General features: G+C 37.3%; 18 protein-coding genes. 10 read left to right on the forward strand and 8 right to left on the reverse strand.

Features of this window, described 5'->3' with window-relative positions; genetic code table 11:
• The first annotated feature begins 41 nt into the window (after positions 1-41).
• The 6 genes from G9C87_RS03035 to G9C87_RS03060 all read left to right on the forward strand — a co-directional run bounded on the left by G9C87_RS03035 (position 42) and on the right by G9C87_RS03060 (position 6,901).
• A complete protein-coding gene (locus G9C87_RS03035; protein WP_172277972.1) occupies positions 42-2,414 on the forward strand; it encodes an outer membrane beta-barrel family protein in 2,373 nt (790 codons plus the stop codon).
• 85 nt (positions 2,415-2,499) lie between these two features.
• The gene (locus G9C87_RS03040) at positions 2,500-2,925 is read left to right on the forward strand and encodes an HIT family protein (RefSeq protein WP_172277974.1); all 426 of its coding nucleotides are present in this window, start codon (positions 2,500-2,502) and stop codon (positions 2,923-2,925) included.
• A 308-nt stretch (positions 2,926-3,233) separates the two neighbouring features.
• Positions 3,234-3,944 (forward strand): DUF2071 domain-containing protein, encoded by a 711-nt coding sequence (locus G9C87_RS03045; protein ID WP_172277976.1) that lies wholly within the window; start codon positions 3,234-3,236, stop codon positions 3,942-3,944.
• 41 nt (positions 3,945-3,985) lie between these two features.
• Entirely contained in the window at positions 3,986-4,321 is a 336-nt protein-coding gene (locus G9C87_RS03050) for a TfoX/Sxy family protein (protein WP_228456932.1), read from the forward strand.
• 181 nt (positions 4,322-4,502) lie between these two features.
• Positions 4,503-6,308, forward strand: a complete 1,806-nt coding sequence (locus G9C87_RS03055; RefSeq protein ID WP_172277978.1) for a serine hydrolase — start codon at positions 4,503-4,505, stop codon at positions 6,306-6,308.
• Positions 6,309-6,493: 185 nt separating this feature from the next.
• Positions 6,494-6,901 carry an ACT domain-containing protein gene (locus G9C87_RS03060; protein WP_172277980.1) on the forward strand — a complete coding sequence of 136 codons (408 nt, stop codon included), beginning with the start codon at positions 6,494-6,496 and terminating at the stop codon, positions 6,899-6,901.
• An 88-nt stretch (positions 6,902-6,989) separates the two neighbouring features.
• Here G9C87_RS03060 and G9C87_RS03065 read toward each other — a convergent pair whose 3' ends face one another.
• The 5 genes from G9C87_RS03065 to G9C87_RS03085 all read right to left on the reverse strand — a co-directional run bounded on the left by G9C87_RS03065 (position 6,990) and on the right by G9C87_RS03085 (position 12,318).
• Positions 6,990-7,904, reverse strand: a complete 915-nt coding sequence (locus tag G9C87_RS03065) for a helix-turn-helix domain-containing protein (RefSeq protein ID WP_172277982.1) — start codon at positions 7,902-7,904, stop codon at positions 6,990-6,992.
• A gap of 81 nt (positions 7,905-7,985) precedes the next feature.
• Complete coding sequence (locus G9C87_RS03070) at positions 7,986-8,885, reverse strand: SDR family oxidoreductase (RefSeq protein WP_172277984.1); 900 nt, start codon at positions 8,883-8,885, stop codon at positions 7,986-7,988.
• Positions 8,886-9,051: 166 nt separating this feature from the next.
• Positions 9,052-9,582 carry a hypothetical protein gene (locus G9C87_RS03075; protein WP_172277986.1) on the reverse strand — a complete coding sequence of 177 codons (531 nt, stop codon included), beginning with the start codon at positions 9,580-9,582 and terminating at the stop codon, positions 9,052-9,054.
• A gap of 761 nt (positions 9,583-10,343) precedes the next feature.
• On the reverse strand, positions 10,344-11,252 hold the full coding sequence (locus G9C87_RS03080) for a helix-turn-helix domain-containing protein (protein WP_172277988.1): 909 nt from the start codon (positions 11,250-11,252) through the stop codon (positions 10,344-10,346).
• An 82-nt stretch (positions 11,253-11,334) separates the two neighbouring features.
• Positions 11,335-12,318 carry an aldo/keto reductase gene (locus G9C87_RS03085; protein WP_172277990.1) on the reverse strand — a complete coding sequence of 328 codons (984 nt, stop codon included), beginning with the start codon at positions 12,316-12,318 and terminating at the stop codon, positions 11,335-11,337.
• A 260-nt stretch (positions 12,319-12,578) separates the two neighbouring features.
• Here G9C87_RS03085 and G9C87_RS03090 point away from each other — a divergent pair, with 260 nt between their 5' ends.
• Positions 12,579-13,523 (forward strand): alpha/beta fold hydrolase, encoded by a 945-nt coding sequence (locus G9C87_RS03090; protein WP_172277992.1) that lies wholly within the window; start codon positions 12,579-12,581, stop codon positions 13,521-13,523.
• 42 nt (positions 13,524-13,565) lie between these two features.
• Here G9C87_RS03090 and G9C87_RS03095 read toward each other — a convergent pair whose 3' ends face one another.
• A complete protein-coding gene (locus G9C87_RS03095) occupies positions 13,566-15,080 on the reverse strand; it encodes a hypothetical protein (RefSeq protein ID WP_172277994.1) in 1,515 nt (504 codons plus the stop codon).
• A 686-nt stretch (positions 15,081-15,766) separates the two neighbouring features.
• Positions 15,767-16,399, reverse strand: a complete 633-nt coding sequence (locus tag G9C87_RS03100; RefSeq protein WP_172277996.1) for an NAD(P)H-dependent oxidoreductase — start codon at positions 16,397-16,399, stop codon at positions 15,767-15,769.
• 179 nt (positions 16,400-16,578) lie between these two features.
• Here G9C87_RS03100 and G9C87_RS03105 point away from each other — a divergent pair, with 179 nt between their 5' ends.
• Together G9C87_RS03105 and G9C87_RS03110 are read left to right on the forward strand one after the other, a co-directional pair.
• Complete coding sequence (locus G9C87_RS03105) at positions 16,579-16,965, forward strand: winged helix-turn-helix transcriptional regulator (RefSeq protein WP_172277998.1); 387 nt, start codon at positions 16,579-16,581, stop codon at positions 16,963-16,965.
• 111 nt (positions 16,966-17,076) lie between these two features.
• Positions 17,077-17,427 carry a VOC family protein gene (locus tag G9C87_RS03110; RefSeq protein ID WP_172278000.1) on the forward strand — a complete coding sequence of 117 codons (351 nt, stop codon included), beginning with the start codon at positions 17,077-17,079 and terminating at the stop codon, positions 17,425-17,427.
• A 148-nt stretch (positions 17,428-17,575) separates the two neighbouring features.
• On the opposite strand, the gene G9C87_RS03115 is transcribed toward G9C87_RS03110, so the two are convergent.
• Entirely contained in the window at positions 17,576-18,031 is a 456-nt protein-coding gene (locus tag G9C87_RS03115; protein WP_172278002.1) for a GNAT family N-acetyltransferase, read from the reverse strand.
• Between the two features lie 180 nt (positions 18,032-18,211).
• Here G9C87_RS03115 and G9C87_RS03120 point away from each other — a divergent pair, with 180 nt between their 5' ends.
• Positions 18,212-19,399: a hypothetical protein gene (locus G9C87_RS03120; protein WP_172278004.1), complete on the forward strand. Its 1,188-nt coding sequence runs from the start codon at positions 18,212-18,214 to the stop codon at positions 19,397-19,399.
• Positions 19,400-19,606: the final 207 nt, after the last annotated feature.

Raw genomic sequence — 19,606 nt, forward strand, 5'->3', positions numbered from 1 at the left:
TTTTACTTTAAACAGACATGAGCACGCTTTAATTTTACTTCATGAAACAATTAATAATCATCTTTCTGATCATGGTGGCGACTCCGCTTTATTTTGCCCAGCAAGCCATGATAACAGGCGTCATCAGCGAAAATTCCGGACAGCCATTATCCGATGTGACTGTTACATTAAAGGACAGTAACGATAAATCCATTGCAGTGGCTATCTCAGATCGCAAAGGAGCATTCCGGCTGGACCAAATTCCCATGGGAAATTATAGCATTGTTTATCACCTGATCGGTTATCGGGAAAGCCATAAACAGATACAGGTAAACTCGGAGACAATACATGTCGGAACTGTTCTCCTGGAACCTGATGCAAAGCTTTTAGAAGAGGTTTCTTTAACAGGGAAACGGGGTCCAGTCAGTTTGAAGCTTGATAAAAAGATTTTTGAAGTAGGTAAGGATGTTCTGTCACAATCGGGAGCAGTTACCGATTTGTTAAACAGGGTCCCTTCCGTAAGTGTAAATCCGGGTGGCGGGATCAGTTTACGGGGGAACAACAATGTCCTCGTACTGATTAATGGACGGAGAACAGGGTTAACGCAAGGTAATGCGTTGGAGCAATTGCCGGCGGATCAGGTAGAACGGGTAGAAGTGATAACCAACCCTTCTTCAAGGTTTGACGCAGCCGGATCAGCCGGCATTATCAATATAATCCTTAAAAAGAATAAAAAAGCAGGTGTTAGTGGCCAGTTGCGTGTGGTTGGAGGTATTCCCAATGAAACCAGAATAAGTCCCAGTCTGAATTTTAAATCCAATAAACTCAATTTATTTGCTACGTACGGGCTCAGGTTGTCTGATTATGTGGGGGTATACACCATGCAGCAGTCTTCAGGACTTTCCGATGCCTCTTATTTACTGGATCAGAGACAGGATGAAAACAGGCATGACGATGCCAAACTGTTATATTTTGGAGCAGATTTTCAAATTAATGATCAGAACAGCCTTACTGCTGCTTTTCTCCGGAACTCAACACGTGATCATGATAAAACCCGTATGAATTATCTGTACTCTGGGAGAAATAGTTTGGCAGACAGCAGTGTCACACGCAATGGAGAATCCTGGGAAAAGAGGAGCTACAATCAGCTGGAGTTTAATTATACCAAAAGCTTTGATAAGCCCGGAAAGAAATTTACTGTCGATATGCAGTATGATTTCTGGGACAGTGATAAAGAATGGAATCTTGAAACGCGAAGGGTTTTCCCGTTGGCGGCTGGCTTGCCTTTGATCAGAACAGGTTCAGTAGGAAGCAGTAAGGATTTTATGATCAAAACGGATATGATCCACCCGCTGGACAGTACTTCTACCATTGAATACGGATTGAAATTGGAGGATCGTAGGGTCAACAGTGATTTCATTGCTGAGCAGCAAAATATTTCAGGCTGGGAGATCATTGATCAGATTGATAATCACCTTTTATATAAAGAGCTGATCGGAAGTGGCTATGTTCAGTTTTCAGGTAAGAAAGGAGCCTTTAGTTATCAGGGAGGATTACGTGGTGAGCTTACCAAAATAGGAATTGAAGACCGTATGGGAACCTACACAAGCAATAAAAATTACACCCGCTTGTTTCCAACATTAAACCTAAGTTACCATTTTAACGGGAATACGACTTTGCAGGGCAGCTATAGCAAGAGGATCAACAGGCCGTCCCTTACCATGATTTATCCTTTTAATGAATTGACAGATCTTAGCAGTCGTTATGTGGGAAATCCGGATCTTAATCCGTCATATGCACAGGTATTGGAACTTTCTTTTCTAAAGAACACAAAGACGCTTACTTTTAATCCATCGGTTTACTACCAAAGAAACAAAGGGATAATTGAGGATTACACGTACAGGAATGCTGAAGGGCTTTTTATTACCATGCCTGTAAATATTCATAAAGAAACCCGGAGTGGAATAGAGCTGTCCGTATTATATAATCCGTTAAAATGGATTCAGCTGAATACAGAGCTCAACCTGTTTCATTATGCAAAGGAAGGATCTTATCGGGAACAGACTTTTGATTTTTCAGGAACTACACTGACTGCCCGTTTAAGTGCTCAGCTTAAACTGAAGGATAAACTTTCTTTCCAGACAATATATAATTTCAGGGGGGCCAATGCAACAGCCCAAACCCATACTAATGCGGTACACAGTATCGACTTTGGATGCAGCAAAACTTTTTTAAAAGACAGGGCGACCGTCACATTTGATGTGAGTAATCTTTTTGAATTACGTAAACTAAGAAGCGTAACCACCGGAGCAGATTATGTGATCAACCAGACCAATATCCCTAATGCCGCCCGATATCGCCTGACGTTGGTCTACCGATTAAATATAAAAGATAACCAGGCTGTGCGGCAGGCCAAAACAGGAAACCGTAACTAGATTTATCTTTTTTTTGTTGAATAAACAATCCTGTATTTTATGATCATTTCCGTTTTACTATTTTTATAAAAACTTTCCAGTCCTTATGAACAATTGTATTTTTTGTAAAATAATAAACAGAGAACTCCCTGCAAGCATCATCCACGAAGATGATCAGGTAATTGCTTTTATGGACATCCAGCCCGTTAATCCGGGACACATATTAGTAGTGCCGAAAATACACAGGGAATTCATTGCCGAACTGGACGAAGATCTTACTTCAGGAATGTTCAATGTTGCTGCTAAAATTAATAGGGCCCTTAGGAAATCGGATATAAGATCTGAGGGAATCAATTATTTTCTTGCCGATGGTGAAGCTGCCGGCCAGGAGGTTTTTCATACCCATCTGCATATTTTCCCGAGATTCCGTAATGATGGTTTTGGTTTGCGGTTTGGTGAAAGATATTCAGTCCTTCCGGATCGCAAAGAGCTTGATGAGGTATGTACATCTATTAAAAAGATGATGGAATAGTGTAGAAAAAGTATTTTCCCAATATTCTGAGCATACAGTTCACGATCGGAATTTGAATTTCGGGATATGATTTGTTGAGGATTTATTATTTGGATAAAGACAAAAGATAAGGTGCAGATTAAAATTAATTTTTTCATAATACTGAAAGCAATTATAGCAGCAAATCTCATAAAAAAACAGCAAATAAAAATAGAACGAAATTAACATCTTTTCTGTGTAAAACATATTGAAATACTTTATCAGGTTGACCAAAAAATGAATTACATTTGTCTCTAAGACAGGGGATGGCCGCATCTTAACATATAAAAATGAAATTACCAGAAATACATGGATATATAGATCGAAGGATTTTGATCAATTTTACTGCTGATCCTGACGCGGTAGAAAAGATTCTCCCTTTTCCATTCAGACCAAAGCTTTATAAAAATAAAGCAATAGTAGGTATTTGCCTGATCAGGCTTAAAAATATTAAAGCGTTGGGGTTGCCGGATTTTATGGGGATCGATTCCGAGAACGGAGCACATAGAATTGCTGTTGAATGGGACGAAGGCGGAGAGGTTAGGACCGGGGTTTATATTCCGAGAAGAGATACTTCATCGAAGATCAATACGCTTATAGGCGGACGTGTATTTCCGGGTAAACATTATTATGCAAAATTTAATGTAAAGGAAAATAACAAGCATTACCATGTTGATTTTAGAAGCTCCGATCAGCTGGTTACTTCAATTGATGCTAAGGAAATTGAAGTATTTGATAATCATTCCATATTTGAAACATTGCAGAAGGCTTCAGACTTTTTTCAGGAGGGATGCCTCGGGTATTCGCCTCATAAAGATAAGCTGGAAGGACTTCAGTTGAATACCTATACATGGGAAATAAGACCTCTTGAAGTGATGGATTTGAAATCAACTTTTTATGAAGATGAAACACTTTTCCCAAAAGGCTCTATAGCGTTTGATAATGCTTTGCTGATGACCAATATCGAGCACACATGGAAATCGATGCCTGAAAAATGGTGATTCATTAAAGAGTATACCTGCAAGAATTAAAAAAAATAATCATGTACAACGAACAACTGGTAAACCGGATAAGAGAAACATTGATGCATGAGAATAATGTGATTGAGAAAAAAATGTTCCAGGGATTAAGCTTTATGGTAGATGATAAACTATGCATCGGAGTTCGTAATGAGGAGATCTTATGCAGGATCGATCCTCAACAAGCAGAGCTGGAGCTGGAAAAAGAGTATTGCCGCCCGATGATTCATGGGAAAAGGGTAGCAAAAGGGTATATTTTTGTGAGTAAAGAAGGATATCACAAAAACAAAGATTTTCAATACTATATAGACCTCTGTCTTGCTTATAATAAAGTGGTTCAAAAGGCAAAAAAGAAATGAGGAGCCCTTCTTTTCATTAGATTTTTTTCAGAAGAGATAGGAAAATAAAACACTACAGGAAGTGTATCAGCAATCTATGGGATGAATTTGACTGCCTTGAGTATAATAATAGGCATCTTATAAAATTAATTCCGCTGATATTCGTAATACTTACTTATTTTTAGGCTATTAATTAAAAATTATGAAAACCGGAACTCGTTTTTATATCGTATTATTTCTGGGGCTGATTTCCAGTTCTTTATCTGCACAGACAGATGCTCAGCTGAAAAATGAAATTGCCCGGATAGAATCAGGTTTATTACCTGCCGTGAGATTTGAGGGAGAATCTGCATGGAAACTGGAAGACCGAATGAAGTTTTATAATATTCCAGCCGTCAGTATAGCAGTAATCAGAAATTACCAGGTGATATGGACCAAAGCATATGGACTCGCAGATGTGGAAAATAAAACTCCAGCTACCACCGCTACCTTATTTCAGGTTGCTTCTATGAGTAAACCTGTAACGGCTTATGCTGCATTAAAGGAGGTAGAAGAAGGAAAAATAGATGCCGATGCTGATGTGAACAGATATCTGAAATCCTGGAAAATTCCTGAGAATGAGTGGACAAAACAGAAGCCGGTAACGCTTAGGAATATTCTTAGCCACACAGCCGGTTTCACCGTACATGGATTCCCCGGATACGAGGCAGGAAAACCTCTCCCTACAGTGATTCAGGTGTTGAACGGAGAAAAGCCTGCCAATACTGATGCTGTGAAGGTGGATAAGCTTCCCGGAAAATCTTTTCGTTACTCTGGCGGTGGATATACTGTGTTGCAGGAAATACTTACAGATATTGAAGGAAAGGATTTTGCAACTTTGATGAAGGAAAAAATCCTGATGCCTCTCGGAATGAAGAACAGCAGCTTCACTCAGCCTTTGCCAGAATCTCAATCCGTAATTGCCGCAACGGCATATTTAGAAAACGGAACTAAAGTCCAGGGCAGATATCATATCTATCCTGAACAGGCCGCCGCCGGTTTATGGTCCACAGCAGAAGACTATGCCCGTTTTGTGGTCGATATCCAGAATACGTTGAATGGTAAAAGTAATACCATTATTTCCAAAAAGATGGCGGAAACATTTACCACTCCTTACATTGAAACTTTTGAGGGATTAGGTGTTGTGCTGGAGACCTATGGCAATCAGGTATATTTCTCCCACGGTGGCTGGAATGAAGGTTTTTCCAGCCTCTTTACGGCGAGTAAAACAAGTGGGGATGGAATTGTAGTATTAACCAATACCAACAAACCTCAGTTTATCAATGAGGTCATACGTTCTGTGGCAACTGAATATCAGTGGCCGGAATTTATGGCTCCTATTCTTAAAATTTTACCTTTAAAACAAGAGGACTTCAGCAATACCGGTCGATATAAATTCAGTAAGTATGGTGTTTACAGGGTATATCAGGAAAAGGGAAAACTGATGATGAAGGTGAATATGAAAACACCGATTGAACTTCTTAAAATCGGGGAAAATAACTATGCGCTAAGAAACTGGAATTTTAAAATAAGTTTTAGGACTAACCCAAAGACAGAAAAACGTGAATTGGTGGAAACACTCCTGAATAAAACCATCCGTTCAGAAAACCCACAATGGGCGAAAGATGAGAAAGGACCATTGGAATTGATTCTTGAAGGACATTTTGAAAAAGGTCTGGAAGCTTATAAAAAAGCAAAAAAAGAAGATGCTGATAATGAAATGCTTTCCGAAGACTATATTAACGGTCTCGGTTATACCTTACTTCGCGAAAAGAAATATACCAATGCGATAGATTTTTTCCGTGTCAATACCCAATTGTATCCTCAAAGTGCGAATACTTATGACAGTCTTGGGGAAGCCTACCTTGAAGCAGGACAAAAAGATAAAGCTTTGGAAAATTACCGGAAAGTACTGAAAATCAATCCAGAGAATGAAAATGCAATTAAGATTTTAAAAACAATAAAATAAAAGTTTTTAATTAACTCCCCTGAATTCCAGGGGCGTTCATTTTGCCGTTCCTATTTCACGGTTTAATTCAATGAGTATTTTTCTTTATTGTGGTTCATAGTTCCATTAAATAACTATCACGGAGCATTTTTTATCAATTGATAAATAAATCCTAAGGCTTAACCTGTAGTTTTGTACAAAAAAAGATGTCAGGAGAAACAGATTTAAAAATATTGCTGCAACATATGGAACCGGTGCTGAATTCAGGGGAATATGTTTTTTGCAAAGTAGGTCACTTACATGAGATTCCGGATATAGAAAAACTTGTATTTTTCTTTCGTGAAAAAGAAGCCATAACCGTTGTTCTGGAAAAGACGGTAGCTAAAAAATGGAATTTGGAATACAGTTACGTTTCTTCATGGATCACTTTGAGTATTCATTCCTCACTTGAAGCTGTAGGGCTTACGGCTGCATTCGCCAACGCACTGAAGCACGAAGGCATTAGCTGCAATGTGGTGGCAGCTTATTTTCATGATCATATTTTTGTTGCAAAAGATGATGCAGAAAAAGCAATGGAAGCTTTGAAAGCGATGAAGGTTGGGAACACCGTATGATTTTTCAGATAGAATAATGGATTATTGGATTGTTTATAAATGGGTCTGATAATAAATAGCAGAGCTTAACCTTGGCAAGGTATAATGGTTAGTTAAAAAGTTCCCTAAATCCAAGCGGAGTGGTATTCGTCATTTTCTTAAAGAATTTGCTGAAAGACTGTGGGTGCTCAAATCCTAATTCATAAGCAATCTCACTTACGGTGCTGCCTGTTGTGCTGAGTTTTTCCTTTGCTTTTTCGGTCAGCTTCTGATGAATGAACTGTTGGGTGCTTTGTCCGGTAAGGTTTTGGAGTAATGTTCTCAGATATCCTGTAGAAATACCGAGCTCTCCGGAAATATAATGAACACTTGGGATGCCATTATTTATGATCATTTCACTGTTGAAATATTGGTTGAGTAGGATTTCTAACCGTTCAAGGATTTCATGATGTGCCTTATCACGGGTAATGAATTGGCGCTGGTAAAATCGGTTTGAATAATTAAAAAGCGTTTCCAGTAATGAAACCATGATATCACTGCTGAACTTATCTGTATTAGTATTGTATTCCTTTCGGATATTATCTATCAGAAGCTGAAGGATCTGCTCTTCATCTTCAGAAAGAAAAAGGGCTTCATGCAGGGAATAATCGAAAAATTCATATTGGGTTATAGTTTTAGCCAGGGGTTTATTCCATAAAAAATCAGGGTGGATCATCAGCATCCAGCCTTCAGCGGGACGTGGCTGGTTGTCCATTTCAATCCGGAGTACCTGGTTCGGAGCCATAAAAAATAATATGCCTTCATCAAAATCATAGTCTTGCTGTCCATATTTGTATTTATGGTTCATATTTCTTTTTACTGAAAGGGAGTAAAAATCAAATACCAGGCTTTCACTTCCTTTATCGGGTTTTTGCATATCTCTAAAATCAATGATGCTGATCAGCGGATGTTTAGGCTTTGGTAAGCCACGCAAAGCATGAAACTGTGAAATCGTTTTGATCCTTATGGGTTCTTTTGCCGACATAATCTTTTAGGTATAAAAAGAGAAGAATATGTAAATAGCTTTCACATACTCTTCCCTGATGTGGTATAGTAAATTTACAATTTATTGGGCAGGAAAATAAATTTCTCCGTGTAAATCCGATAGCAAATCGATTTCATTTGGCTCCCAATTTAATATTTCCCGTGTTGCAGCGCTTGAAGCAAGGACATTAAATTCTGCAAAATGGGCAAACCAGGTAAAGTGATCTGCTACCTCACCTGCTGAAATGGAACGTGCTGGTATACCCAGTTTTGTACCTATCGTTTCGGCGATCTTTTTAAATTCGATGCCTTCTTCTGCAACTCCGTGGTAGCGTATTCCGTTAACAGAATGGTTTTCTACGGCCAGTCGGAAGAGTTTGGCCGCATCTTTACGGTGTACTGCAGGCCAGAAATTCGTACCGTTGTCAATGTATGCAGAAAAACCTTTTGCTTTTGCTATCCCAATCAACGAAGGAATAAAGCCAATTTTATCTCCCAGGTCATGCACCACAGGGGGAAGACGGACAACGGCTACCTGAACTCCTTTAGCAGCTACTTTGTCTGCTGCATGTTCTGTAATAATCCTTGGAATGCTATTACCTTCCGGCATATCTTTTTCCGTAATCATACCTTGTTTTTTAAGCACACCGATTCCTGAAGTAATAACAAATGGCTTTTGTGTTCCTTCCAGTACAGAGCCGATCGTTTCAATGACCTTTCCGTCCAGGATACACATTTCTTTAAATTTGCTGAAATCATGGATAAACCCAAGATGAATTACTGCATCAGCTTTTTCAACTGCTTCTATCAATGTCTCCGGTTGACTGAGATCTCCGTAATATACTTCTACACCGGACTTCCTTAGTTTTTCCGCGGATTCCTCAGAACGGGCTAATCCTATAACCTGATGTCCGCCGGATTGTAATTCTTTTACTGTTGCAGAGCCTATAAATCCTGTAGCTCCTGTTACAAATACTTTCATTTACTGTTTGTTTTTAACACTACAAAGTTGGAAAGAACAGGATTTCTCTACGTAGCCAAAACACACTTTGTTGTAGCCGGAAAATTGATTTAGTTTAAAATAAAAAGAAAAAACAGTCTTCAGGTATTTCCTGAAGACTGTTATACGACTCAGATATTGATTAACGTTAAAATTCGAGTTCTACTGTATGTACTGCTTTTTTCTTCCAGCTTCTTCCCAGTGAAGCAGTTAAAGGAATCAGGCTGTACTCAGCTTCCACACCGCCAGTGGTAGAGGTTTCTATGACGAAACTGATCTTGATAGTAAAGCCTTTGGAAACTATATCTTTTACAGTAACCTTTGACATTTCATCATAAGCCTTTCTTATTGCATTTGCGAGAGCTGTTTTAAATGTTCCAGTCTGGATAAGGGATTCCTTTGGAACCAAATTAAATTGGTAAGAAATTTCTGTACTTTGTGCTTTATTCCAGGATCGTCCAATACTGAAGATTAAAATCTTCAGGCCAGTACTTGTTTCTCCTGATGTTTCGCTTTCGAAAGTAACTGCTACATTTTTAGGCTGCTTAAAATTTTTCATCGTTTCTACTTCATGTAGGGCTTCTGTAACTTGTTTGAGTACATTGTCAAGAGGTGCTGTTTTTTGTGCGTGTACCACTACGGAAAATAAAAGAAGTGTTGCAAAGATAAATGCTTTCATAATTGTAAGTTTTTGGTTGTTAGTTAATAGTAAATTTATCCTAAAACCAAAACCAGGGCAATAACACTTTTGGGTGATTTACACAATGACAGTATGTTTATTTCTAGTAGATTAAGCAGATTTAAAAAGACCTATATTTCAACTTTGAAGTCAATTCCTAACCGACCTCGGAAGCTGTAGCGTAAAGAAAATGATTTCTGTGAACGTAAAGAAAATTCTACTGTCCGAAGCGCGACAACAATACCGAATCGAATAACTTATCTTGAATTCGCGCAAGTTTTAGAATTTTTAGAGAACAGAATTCATTTTTAGCGAAGATTCCAGTCTTGAATTTTTGTTTCTTTTGTTTCAAGACAAAAGAATATAATAAAAAGGTGGCTTTGTTTCTCCAAGGGACTATCGATTCCTCATTCTCAGATCATACTGATCACGCATATTAAAATGTCAAAAAATTAAAAATTGACAACAATTATAAACTGACCTAGGAAACTGTAGCGTAAAGAAAATGTATTCTGTGAACGTAAAGAAAATTCTATTGTCCGAAGCGCGACAACAATACCGATTCGAATAACTCATCCTGAATTCGCGCAAGTTTTAGAATTTTTAGAGAACAGAATACATTTTTAGCGAAAGTATCCAGTCTTGAATTTTTGTTTCTTTTGTTTCAAGACAAAAGAATATAATAAAAAGGAGGCTTTGTTTCTCACAAAGAAAAATAGGTTTATCCTATCCCGATTTATGAGCATTTCTAAAAAAAATATTTAATTAAACGATTCTCTAAACCCAATCGGAGTTGTCTTCGTCATTTTTTTAAAAAATTTACTGAAAGACTGTGGATGCTCGAATCCAAGCTCATAAGCAATTTCACTGATTGATAATTGGGTGGTTGACAGTTTTTCCTTTGCAAGATTGCTGAGTTTCTGATGAATATATTGTTGGGTATTCTGTCCGGTTAGCGACCGTAAAAGATCGCTCAGGTAACTGGGGGAAATACTCAGTTTTTCTGCTAGGGAATGAACTGTGGGAATTCCATGTTCCAATAGGCTTGAATTATTGAAGGATTGATCAAGAACTTCTTCAAATTTTTCAAGTATACTGTGGTTCACTGCTTTTCGGGTAATAAACTGTCGTTTATAAAACCGGTTGCTGTAGCTTAGCAGAAGCTCTATTTGTGCAATCATTACATCCTGACTGAAATCATCGATCCGGTTATTGAGTTCTTCCTCAATGATTTTAAAAACCGATAAAATGGTTTCCTTTTCTTTTTCCGAGAGAAGTAAAGCTTCGTTGGCAGCGTAGGAAAAGAAGCCATATTCCTTTATTTTTTTTACCAGAGGATAAGACAATATAAAATCGGGATGAAAAAGCAGGATAAAGCCGGAATTCGTTTGGTCATCCGGGCTTTCAAAGATCTGGTTGGGAGCCGTGAATACCAGTCCACCTTCGCGGAAATCATAATAGTTTTGCCCGTACCGTGCGTGGCTGCATAGATCTGTTTTGCAGGCGATCTTATAAAAATTTAACATCATGGTTGGGGAAAGTTCATCCGGATTGATTCGGATGTCTCTGATATTGATAAAACTTACCAAAGGATGTACGGGCTTGGGAAGCCCGAACACCTTATGCAAGTCGTATAAAGATTCAAATTTTTGTGGAATGTTTTTATCCATTTTAAATAATTGTATCTGATCAGAAATTCTTTTACAATTTACAAATAAATTGCCTTAAAGAACCGACTCTTCTATTATCAGTTTAATCTTTTAATGTTCTTAGTTTTGCCAGATCTTCATCTTTTCTGTCGCCATGAACCTGAATGGTAGCCAGTGCTGTTTCTATCTGCTTAAATTCATCTTCAGTAAGGACAATATCAGAAGATTCTATATTCTCGCGGATCCTTTTTAAATTTCTTGAACCCGGAATCGGTACGATAAAATCATTTTTATGGAGCATCCACGCCAGGGAGATCTGCGCGGGAGTTGCTTCTTTCATGGTGGCAAACCCATGCAAGAGATCCAGTAGAGGCTGATTTGCGAGAATGTTATCTTTCTGAAATCGGGTGATTACTCTACGGGCATCAATTCCGGTAAATGATGTATCTGCGTTTACCTGACCGGATAGAAATCCGTTAGCCAGAGGCGAGAAGGCTACAAAACCGATTCCCAATTCTCCGCAGGTCGGGATCACATTTTTTTCAAACTGCCGGGCCATAATAGAGTATTCACTTTGAATTGCGGTAATGGGTGTTACGGCATGTGCTTTCCTGATCTCTTCTTCCGTGGCTTGTGATTGGCCCCAGCCCAGTATTTTTCCTTCCCTGATCAGCTCACCCATACACCAGGCTATATCTTCTACAGGAATATCTTTGTTTACACGGTGCTGATAATAAAGTTCGATGTGGTCTGTTTTCAATCTTTTTAATGAGCCTTCTATTTTATTTCGGATCACTCCCATTAGTTTTTCTGCGGAATAATTTTCTATGCTATCCTGAATCCAGAATTTGGAGGCAATGCTCACCTCATTCCTGAAACCGGCTAAAGCTTCACCCAGTAATTCTTCATTAGCTCCCATGGCGTAGGCTTCTGCAGTGTCAAAAAAAGTACAACCCAGATCATAGGTATTGTGAAGTAACTCTATGGATTCTTTCCGTTCTGGTACTGATCCGTACCCCTGGCTGAGTCCCATACTGCCATAACCGATACTCGATACTTCGAGAGTTCTCAATTTTCTTGATTTCATTGTATTCTTATTTAAAGTTGATGTCGCAAAGTTCAGCTTATAGCATAAGTTTCATGTAGCCTGATTGAGGGATCACTTAGCCAGATTGCGGAAAATCGGCAGAAAGGCATTTCATGGAAATAAACGGTAGGGAAGAAGCTTTTTTAAGTGAGGTAAATGTCTGATTAACCCCTGAAATTGTCCGTTTGGCGTACTTTGTAAGTGTTCCGCCTTTTTGTGCGCTTTATGTTTGCACCATAATCATACAAAAATAAACAACAATGAAAGCATTCAGAACCATTTCAGCAGCAAGTATTTTATGTGTAACGCTATTTTCAGTGGCAACTGTGTCATGCAGCGAAGAAAGTGAGATCATCACCCAGGAAGTCCAGATGGTGAACCATCGCAACGCCAAAACAAAATTTATAAAAGTAAAGGGGAATGACATCGCTTATCGTACCTGGGGAAAAGAAGGAGGGATACCGTTGGTATTATTACCGGGATTGGGAGGCTCCATGGACGACTGGGATCCGGCAGTCACAGACGGGCTGGCTCAGAAATATAAGATCATTATATTCGATAACCAGGGCGTGGCTTCTTCCCAGGGAACAACCCCTAATACCGTGCAGGGGATGGCCGATGATGCCATTGCTTTTATCAAGGCGCTCAACCTGACGAAAGTAAATATTATGGGCTTTTCGATGGGAGGATTTGTGGCACAAAGAGTGGTTTTAACGCAACCTGCACTCATCAATAAAGTTATTTTAACAGGTACCGGACCTAAAGGTGCAATCGGATTATCCAATTTGCCGAATATCATTGCCGGAACTGCAGGATTAAGTCCTGAAGAATCTTTCCTGAAATTTGGATTTACCCAATCTGCAGCGAGTATTGCGGCAGGAAAGCTATCTTATGAGAGGATTCAGCTTCGTACAACGGATCGGGATCCTGCATTAAGCGATGCGACTTCCAATGCTCAGTTTACGGCTGTTCTGAGTTGGGCGCAACCTGATGCCAACGCTCTTGAAGAAATAAAAATGATCAAAAATAAGGTGCTTATCGTTCACGGGGAAAATGACCTTCCCGTATCGGTTCAGAATGCACAGAATATGAAACAAAATTTGGAGCATGCGGAACTCGTGATTTTCCCGGATTCAGGACATGCGTCTTTCTTTCAGAATCATGATGCGTTTGTGGCGAAGGCTGTGGCGTTTTTGAGTGAGTAGTTTTTGTTTTTATGGTTAAGAGCTTACCATGTTGGTAGGCTCTTAGCTTTTATATAGTCTTAATTCAAAAATGTACTTACTAAGGGATAATTCAACAGATTTATTACCATTTTTCCATTTCACAGTAGCATTTTCTTTATCCTGATTGTTTAGAATAGGCTTTCCTAGTTTTTGCATTAGAAAAGCAAAGAGCCAGTCAAATTTTGATTTATATAATTTTTGTGTATCAATATTAGGAGTAGTTTGAGATTCTTCTACACTGTCAAAATGTGATTTAATACCCCATTGGAATTCTATCAGCTCAATTGATTTTTCTCTCGTTGTATAATAATACATCGTTATCAGATGAATAAATGGGCTTTCTTTTTTTCGATAAATTCTAGGAGTTTCTATATCTTTTCCATCAAGTATATAATTAGAGATTTTGTGACTTTGGGTTAGGTCTGTTGCATTTTCCTTTTGCTCAATATCATCAATTTGATTTAAAGATAAAGTATTTAAATTAGAATAGAAGTAATCGAAATTTGTTTGAACCCACTCCTTTGTCTGGTCTTCACCCATAATAGGTTCCTTATAAGAATTTTTGAATGAAGTTACATTGATGTGATTTTTGTTAATTTCAATAATCCCAAAATTATTTTTACCCTTAATAGAAAACTGAATAGTTTGATATTGATTGTTTTGTATTGGGTTTCTTGTATCGTAATACCATTTGAAGGGACGTAGATCAGATTTAAGATCAAGAATTGGTGTTAACTTTTTATTCTCCACTATTCCGATTTTTGTTGAAATACCATCGTTAAATAAATGATAAAATTTATTGTTTGCTATAAAAGAGGTTGCTATCGAATATTTAGATTTAACATCAGTAGTATCAATATATATCATTTCACCTCCTTTCATTGAGTTGCTCCCTTCTCTGAAATAACGTTCTGCTAATACTGCTTTTTTGTAATCGTAAGCTTCTTTACTTATTTCTAATTTTTTAGGATCTGATATTTTAAGGATGAATTTACTTGTCGTTAAATAATAAGCATTATCAAATTTGTTGATCACGGGATTTGTTGCTGCTATTTCATATTGTTTATGAGTTAAATTATCTTTGAACCAAGTTATTCCACCCCATTCTCCGAAGTCGCGAGTATATACTGTATATTCTTTATCTTCATATACCAGATCAATTCCTTTTTTAGTTTCAATCCATTTTTTATTTTTTTCATCAAGATAAAAAGTATGGTGATTATAATATTCTGTGGTAAAGATGGAATCATTTTTTATATATAAATCATAATAATAGGTTTGGAGCTTTTCAGGAACACTTATTTTAGAATTAACTTTTCCTTCCTCATCTAAAATATAAAAGTTGTGATTCGAACCAGAACTGAATTTATCATTATCAGTCTGAAAATAGCAATAATACTTTGAATTATGTTTTAACCAGGGGCCAGGACTTCCAGGAATATCAATTTCTATTGTTTCGTAGTCAATTTTTAATTCTTGTGGATGACAAGATTGCATAAAAAATATGAAAATAAAAATTTGGAAAATGTTTTTCATAGATCTACCTGTAATGATGCTAACTTACAATAAATTTTGAAATTAATTTGTATTCTGCTTACCGAAAATATGTTATTTTCTAGTGTCTTGGCGATTAACCAGACTATACCATTTTATCAACATATTTACAACTGATCTCGATACATTTTTCTCCTGAACTACGTTCGCAGGATTACATCCTGTATTTAGAAAAACACTCGATTTGATGGGAGGCTACTATTTGTAGAATATAAGGAAAAAGGCAACGTCACTTCGAGTAGATTTTGAAAAAATCGTATCGAGAAGTTGCTTTTTTTGTCGTAATAAAATTAATGGAGTTTTTGTTAAACGCGAAGGCACAATTATTTTACCATCTGTATGTTGTTAAAGTGCGAGAAACCCAGTATTTTATATCATTACTAATTACAATTCAATTGTATTCTACCCATTTATGTCATTCCGTAAGAATCTAAACCCTAGTTTTTATAAGGGTGTGCTGAGATTCCTACGGAATGACAATATTGAGTATTAGTGTATATAGGGTATAGCTTAGTAAATATGATTATTGAAGCCAAAAGAATTTCGTTCCATAAAATTCTAGGTAAACGTTATATCCTCTTTGCCGAAAATCTTTGATTTTCTTGCGCCTTAAAAACAGCAGCATATTAAAAAATCTTTGCGTCTTTGCGATTAACCAAATCCACTTATTAATGAATCTCAATAAATAACTCCTCATTGGATCTCCTTACTTTTTTCAGGTTCACCAGCCAGTCATTTTCTGTATCTCTGTATCCAAGTGCCAGGAGAACCGTACTTTTTAATCCCTGTTCACGAAGATTAAGAATCTCATCATAGGCTTCACTGTCGAATCCTTCCAGAGGAGTGGCATCTACTTTCAGATCGGCTGCGGCAAGAAGGCCAAATCCTAATGCGAGGTAAGCCTGATGGGCAGCACCCACAAAATGCTGGTCTTTACTTCTTTTTTCCAGAATGCCGAGAAGCTTTAAACGGTAGTCATCGGTGGCACTGGAAGGCAGGTTGCGTTCTTTATTACTAAATTCGAAAAAGGTGTTTACTCTTTCCGGAGTGTACTCATCCCATGCTGCAAAAACCAGCAAGTGAGAAGCCTGAAGAATCTGTTTTTGTTCCCATGATACGGGATATAACTTTTCTTTTAATTCCTGATTGGTGATCACCAAAACCTTAAAAGGCTGTAGACCGGAACTTGAAGGCGACATCCGGATCGCTTCCAGGATCTGGTCGACCTTTTCATTTTCTACTGTTTTACCATTATAGCTTTTTGTGGCAAATCTCCATTGTAATGTTTCTTGTAACGACATAATGTTGAGTGTTTTTTATTAAAAATTGTTGAGGTTTTTATCTCATTTTGATGGAACAAAGTTAGGGCGTTTTGGTTTCCAAAACACACCTGTTACCCATTGGTAACCAGTTACAAAAAAGTAACCAGGTGACTTTTAATACAAATAATTCCGTAATTTTAAAGTCTAATTTTCTGGGTATGAAAAAAGATAAAATTGAGATCTCAATAAAATGCCAAAACCACATCCGTGGCGTACGTGATACGATGTATCTGCTAGATGGGAAATGGAAAACGCTCATCATAAGCCATTTGTACTATATAGGAAAAATGCGGTTTATGGATCTGAAAAGACAGGTAGAAGGCATCGCGTCAAAAACCCTTTCCAAGGAATTAAAAGAACTGGAAATGAATAACCTGATCAAAAGAACCCAGAATAATACCATGCCCGTTTCCGTAGATTATGAACTGACCTGTTTTGGAGAAAGTCTCCATACGATTATTGATACGATGGGTGAGTGGGGGATGAAGTATAGGAAGGATTTGTTGCAGAAGGGGAGTGAGGTGGTTGCTGAAGTGATCAACTGATGCAAGCAACCTTGAAATTACGATAAGACGGGAGATCTTAAATAAAAAATCTAATTTTGTATGGTATTGTGACCTGAAAAAGGCAATAGTTTAATAAAAAAATGCAGACTAATGGGCTTAAAAATACTTTCAATTGTTTGGGGCGTAAAGGATCTTGATCGAGCCATCACATTTTGGTGTAAGGCATTAAATTATGAACTGAAACGAGATCCCGATGTTGATTTTGCAATTTTAGTACCCAAGGATGGTATAGGTATGCAATTGTCGTTGAAACTAACCAGTTCCGACGAACCAAAAAGGCATCATATTGATTTAATAACAGAGAATCAGGAGGAAGAGGTAAAACGTTTGCTTAACATTGGCGCTAGTCCAGTTGAAGATTGGAATTATGAACCGAATGCTGACTATGTCGTATTGCTTGATCCTGAAGGAAATTCTTTTTGTGTCGTCCAGGCATCATAATACCTATTTTAGTCACCAAATCTAATTTGCTCACTTTGATGAGAATTAAAATCTACTATAAAGATATTATTAGCCTGTGCAAAGTCTGTGTCTTTAAGCTGAAATCTATACAACTATATATTCCTTCCTTCTCTATTGTTTTCTAATGTTATTCTAATTCGAAGCGATATGTATTTAAATATCTGTCTTTAATCAGCGTATCAATTTTTCCAACTATTTTACCACCAATCTTTTGATAAAAACCATCTGCATATGGATCAGCATACAGCTCCATATAGCTATATCCTAATTGAAGCGCTTCTGATTTTGCATGATCCATAATTTCCCTTCCAAAACCATTCCCATGGAACTCAGGAAGTATCCATAATCCGTTTAATTCTGTAAATATTCCTTTGTCCTTTAGAATATAAAACCCTATAAATTGATCAGCAGAATAGCATTTATATATTTTTCTATCAATAAAGCTGCCGGGAGTAACAGCCAAATCATCATGCCATCTCTCGATTAATTCATCTGAATATCCCCAATGTTGTTTGGCTGTCTTAGCTGTTTTCGTTAATAAATCACAATCCAGCTGAGAAGCAAGTTTAAACGTTAACTTCATCTGTAAATTTTTAATTTAATTATCAAAGATATAAAAATTTGTTCCGGCAAAGTTTGGAGTGATAAATGGAAATTTTCCCCTTATCACTACGTATCTTGCTAGTGTCTACATAAAGTGAGTTAACAAGATGTTTTATAAAGTATTTTTTAATTAAATTTGATGGTCACAAAATACTAATCCATGAAAATCAAATTATTAACGCTTCTATTACTTATTCTGAGCCATACGGCATACTGTTGCAGTATGTTTAAAATGACGCACAAAGGAAGGACGATCGTTGGCAACAACGAAGATTGGGTAAGTCCGAATTCCGAGATATGGTTTGAACCTAAAATGCAGAATGCATACGGAGTGGCTTATGTAGGTTTTATCAACCGATTTCCACAAGGCGCAATGAATGAAGCGGGATTGGTTTTTGATGGTTTTGCTACTCCGGAACTGCCTGTTGCCAAACAGCCGGGGAAAATTGAAAAACCTGTTACCGAGATCGTTCAGTATGTGATGAGCAGTTATGATAACGTTCATCAGGTAAAAGATTATCTGTCAACCATTGATATGAGCTTCTTGACATCAAGCGTTATGATGTTTGTTGATAAAACGGGTGAATACCTTCTTGTGGAAGGGGGTGCATTGACCCTTGGAAAACAGGAATATTATATCCAGTCGAATTTTAATCCTACCAAAAATACAGTAGAAGAAGACAAGAAGAAGTTGGATTATTATATGAATGGAGTAAATTTCCTGAAAACCAACCATCCCAATGGGACTTCTCTTTTTTGTTCTTCTGTTATGGATAAAATGCATGTGAAAGATACCCAATATACCAATGTGTATGATCTCAGCAAAGGAACGATCCAATTGTTTTTTCACCACGATTATGAACATTCCGTAATGATCAATCTTAAAGAAGAACTGAAAAAAGGAATTCATTCATACATGATGGCTGAACTTTTCCCTGCTTCATCTGAAGGAGTGGCTTTTTACAAAAGATACAATGATCCGAACGATCCGGCAGGATACTTAAAAGATCTCTGGGCAAAAGGAACAGCAGGAAAATCAAAAACAGAAATTGAACAATACAGATCAACATCAGGACTAGCTTGGCTCAGTAACTATATCGGCTATGAATGGATGCGGGATAAAAAACAGGTGGATGGTGCAATAAAGATTTTTACTTTTGCAACTGAAATGTATCCGGAAGATGCAAATCTATTCGATAGCCTTGGAGAAGCCTGCTTTGTGGCGAAAGATTATAATTTGGCTATTATCAATTACGGAAAATCACTTTCCCTGAATCCTAAAAATCCAAATGCCATTGAAATGTTAATGAAAATAAAGACTGCAATGGAAAAGATGGGTGGAAAGTAAAAAATGATTTTATCTACTTTTTATTAGAAAACGATAAATAAGTAAAGAGATAATAGTTCCAAATCCCTGAATAACTGAAACAACGATTATTTTTAAACTAAGAATAATTTTACCTTCATTATAACAAGTAAAAAAAAATATTCCGTTTAAAAACCATTCATAATCATGTGTTTAGAGGTTTAGTATAAATTATTTTATCTTAAATCC

It is taken from the genome of Chryseobacterium sp. LAM-KRS1, assembly GCF_013184525.1.
Taxonomy (GTDB): Bacteria; Bacteroidota; Bacteroidia; order Flavobacteriales; family Weeksellaceae; genus Chryseobacterium; species Chryseobacterium proteolyticum.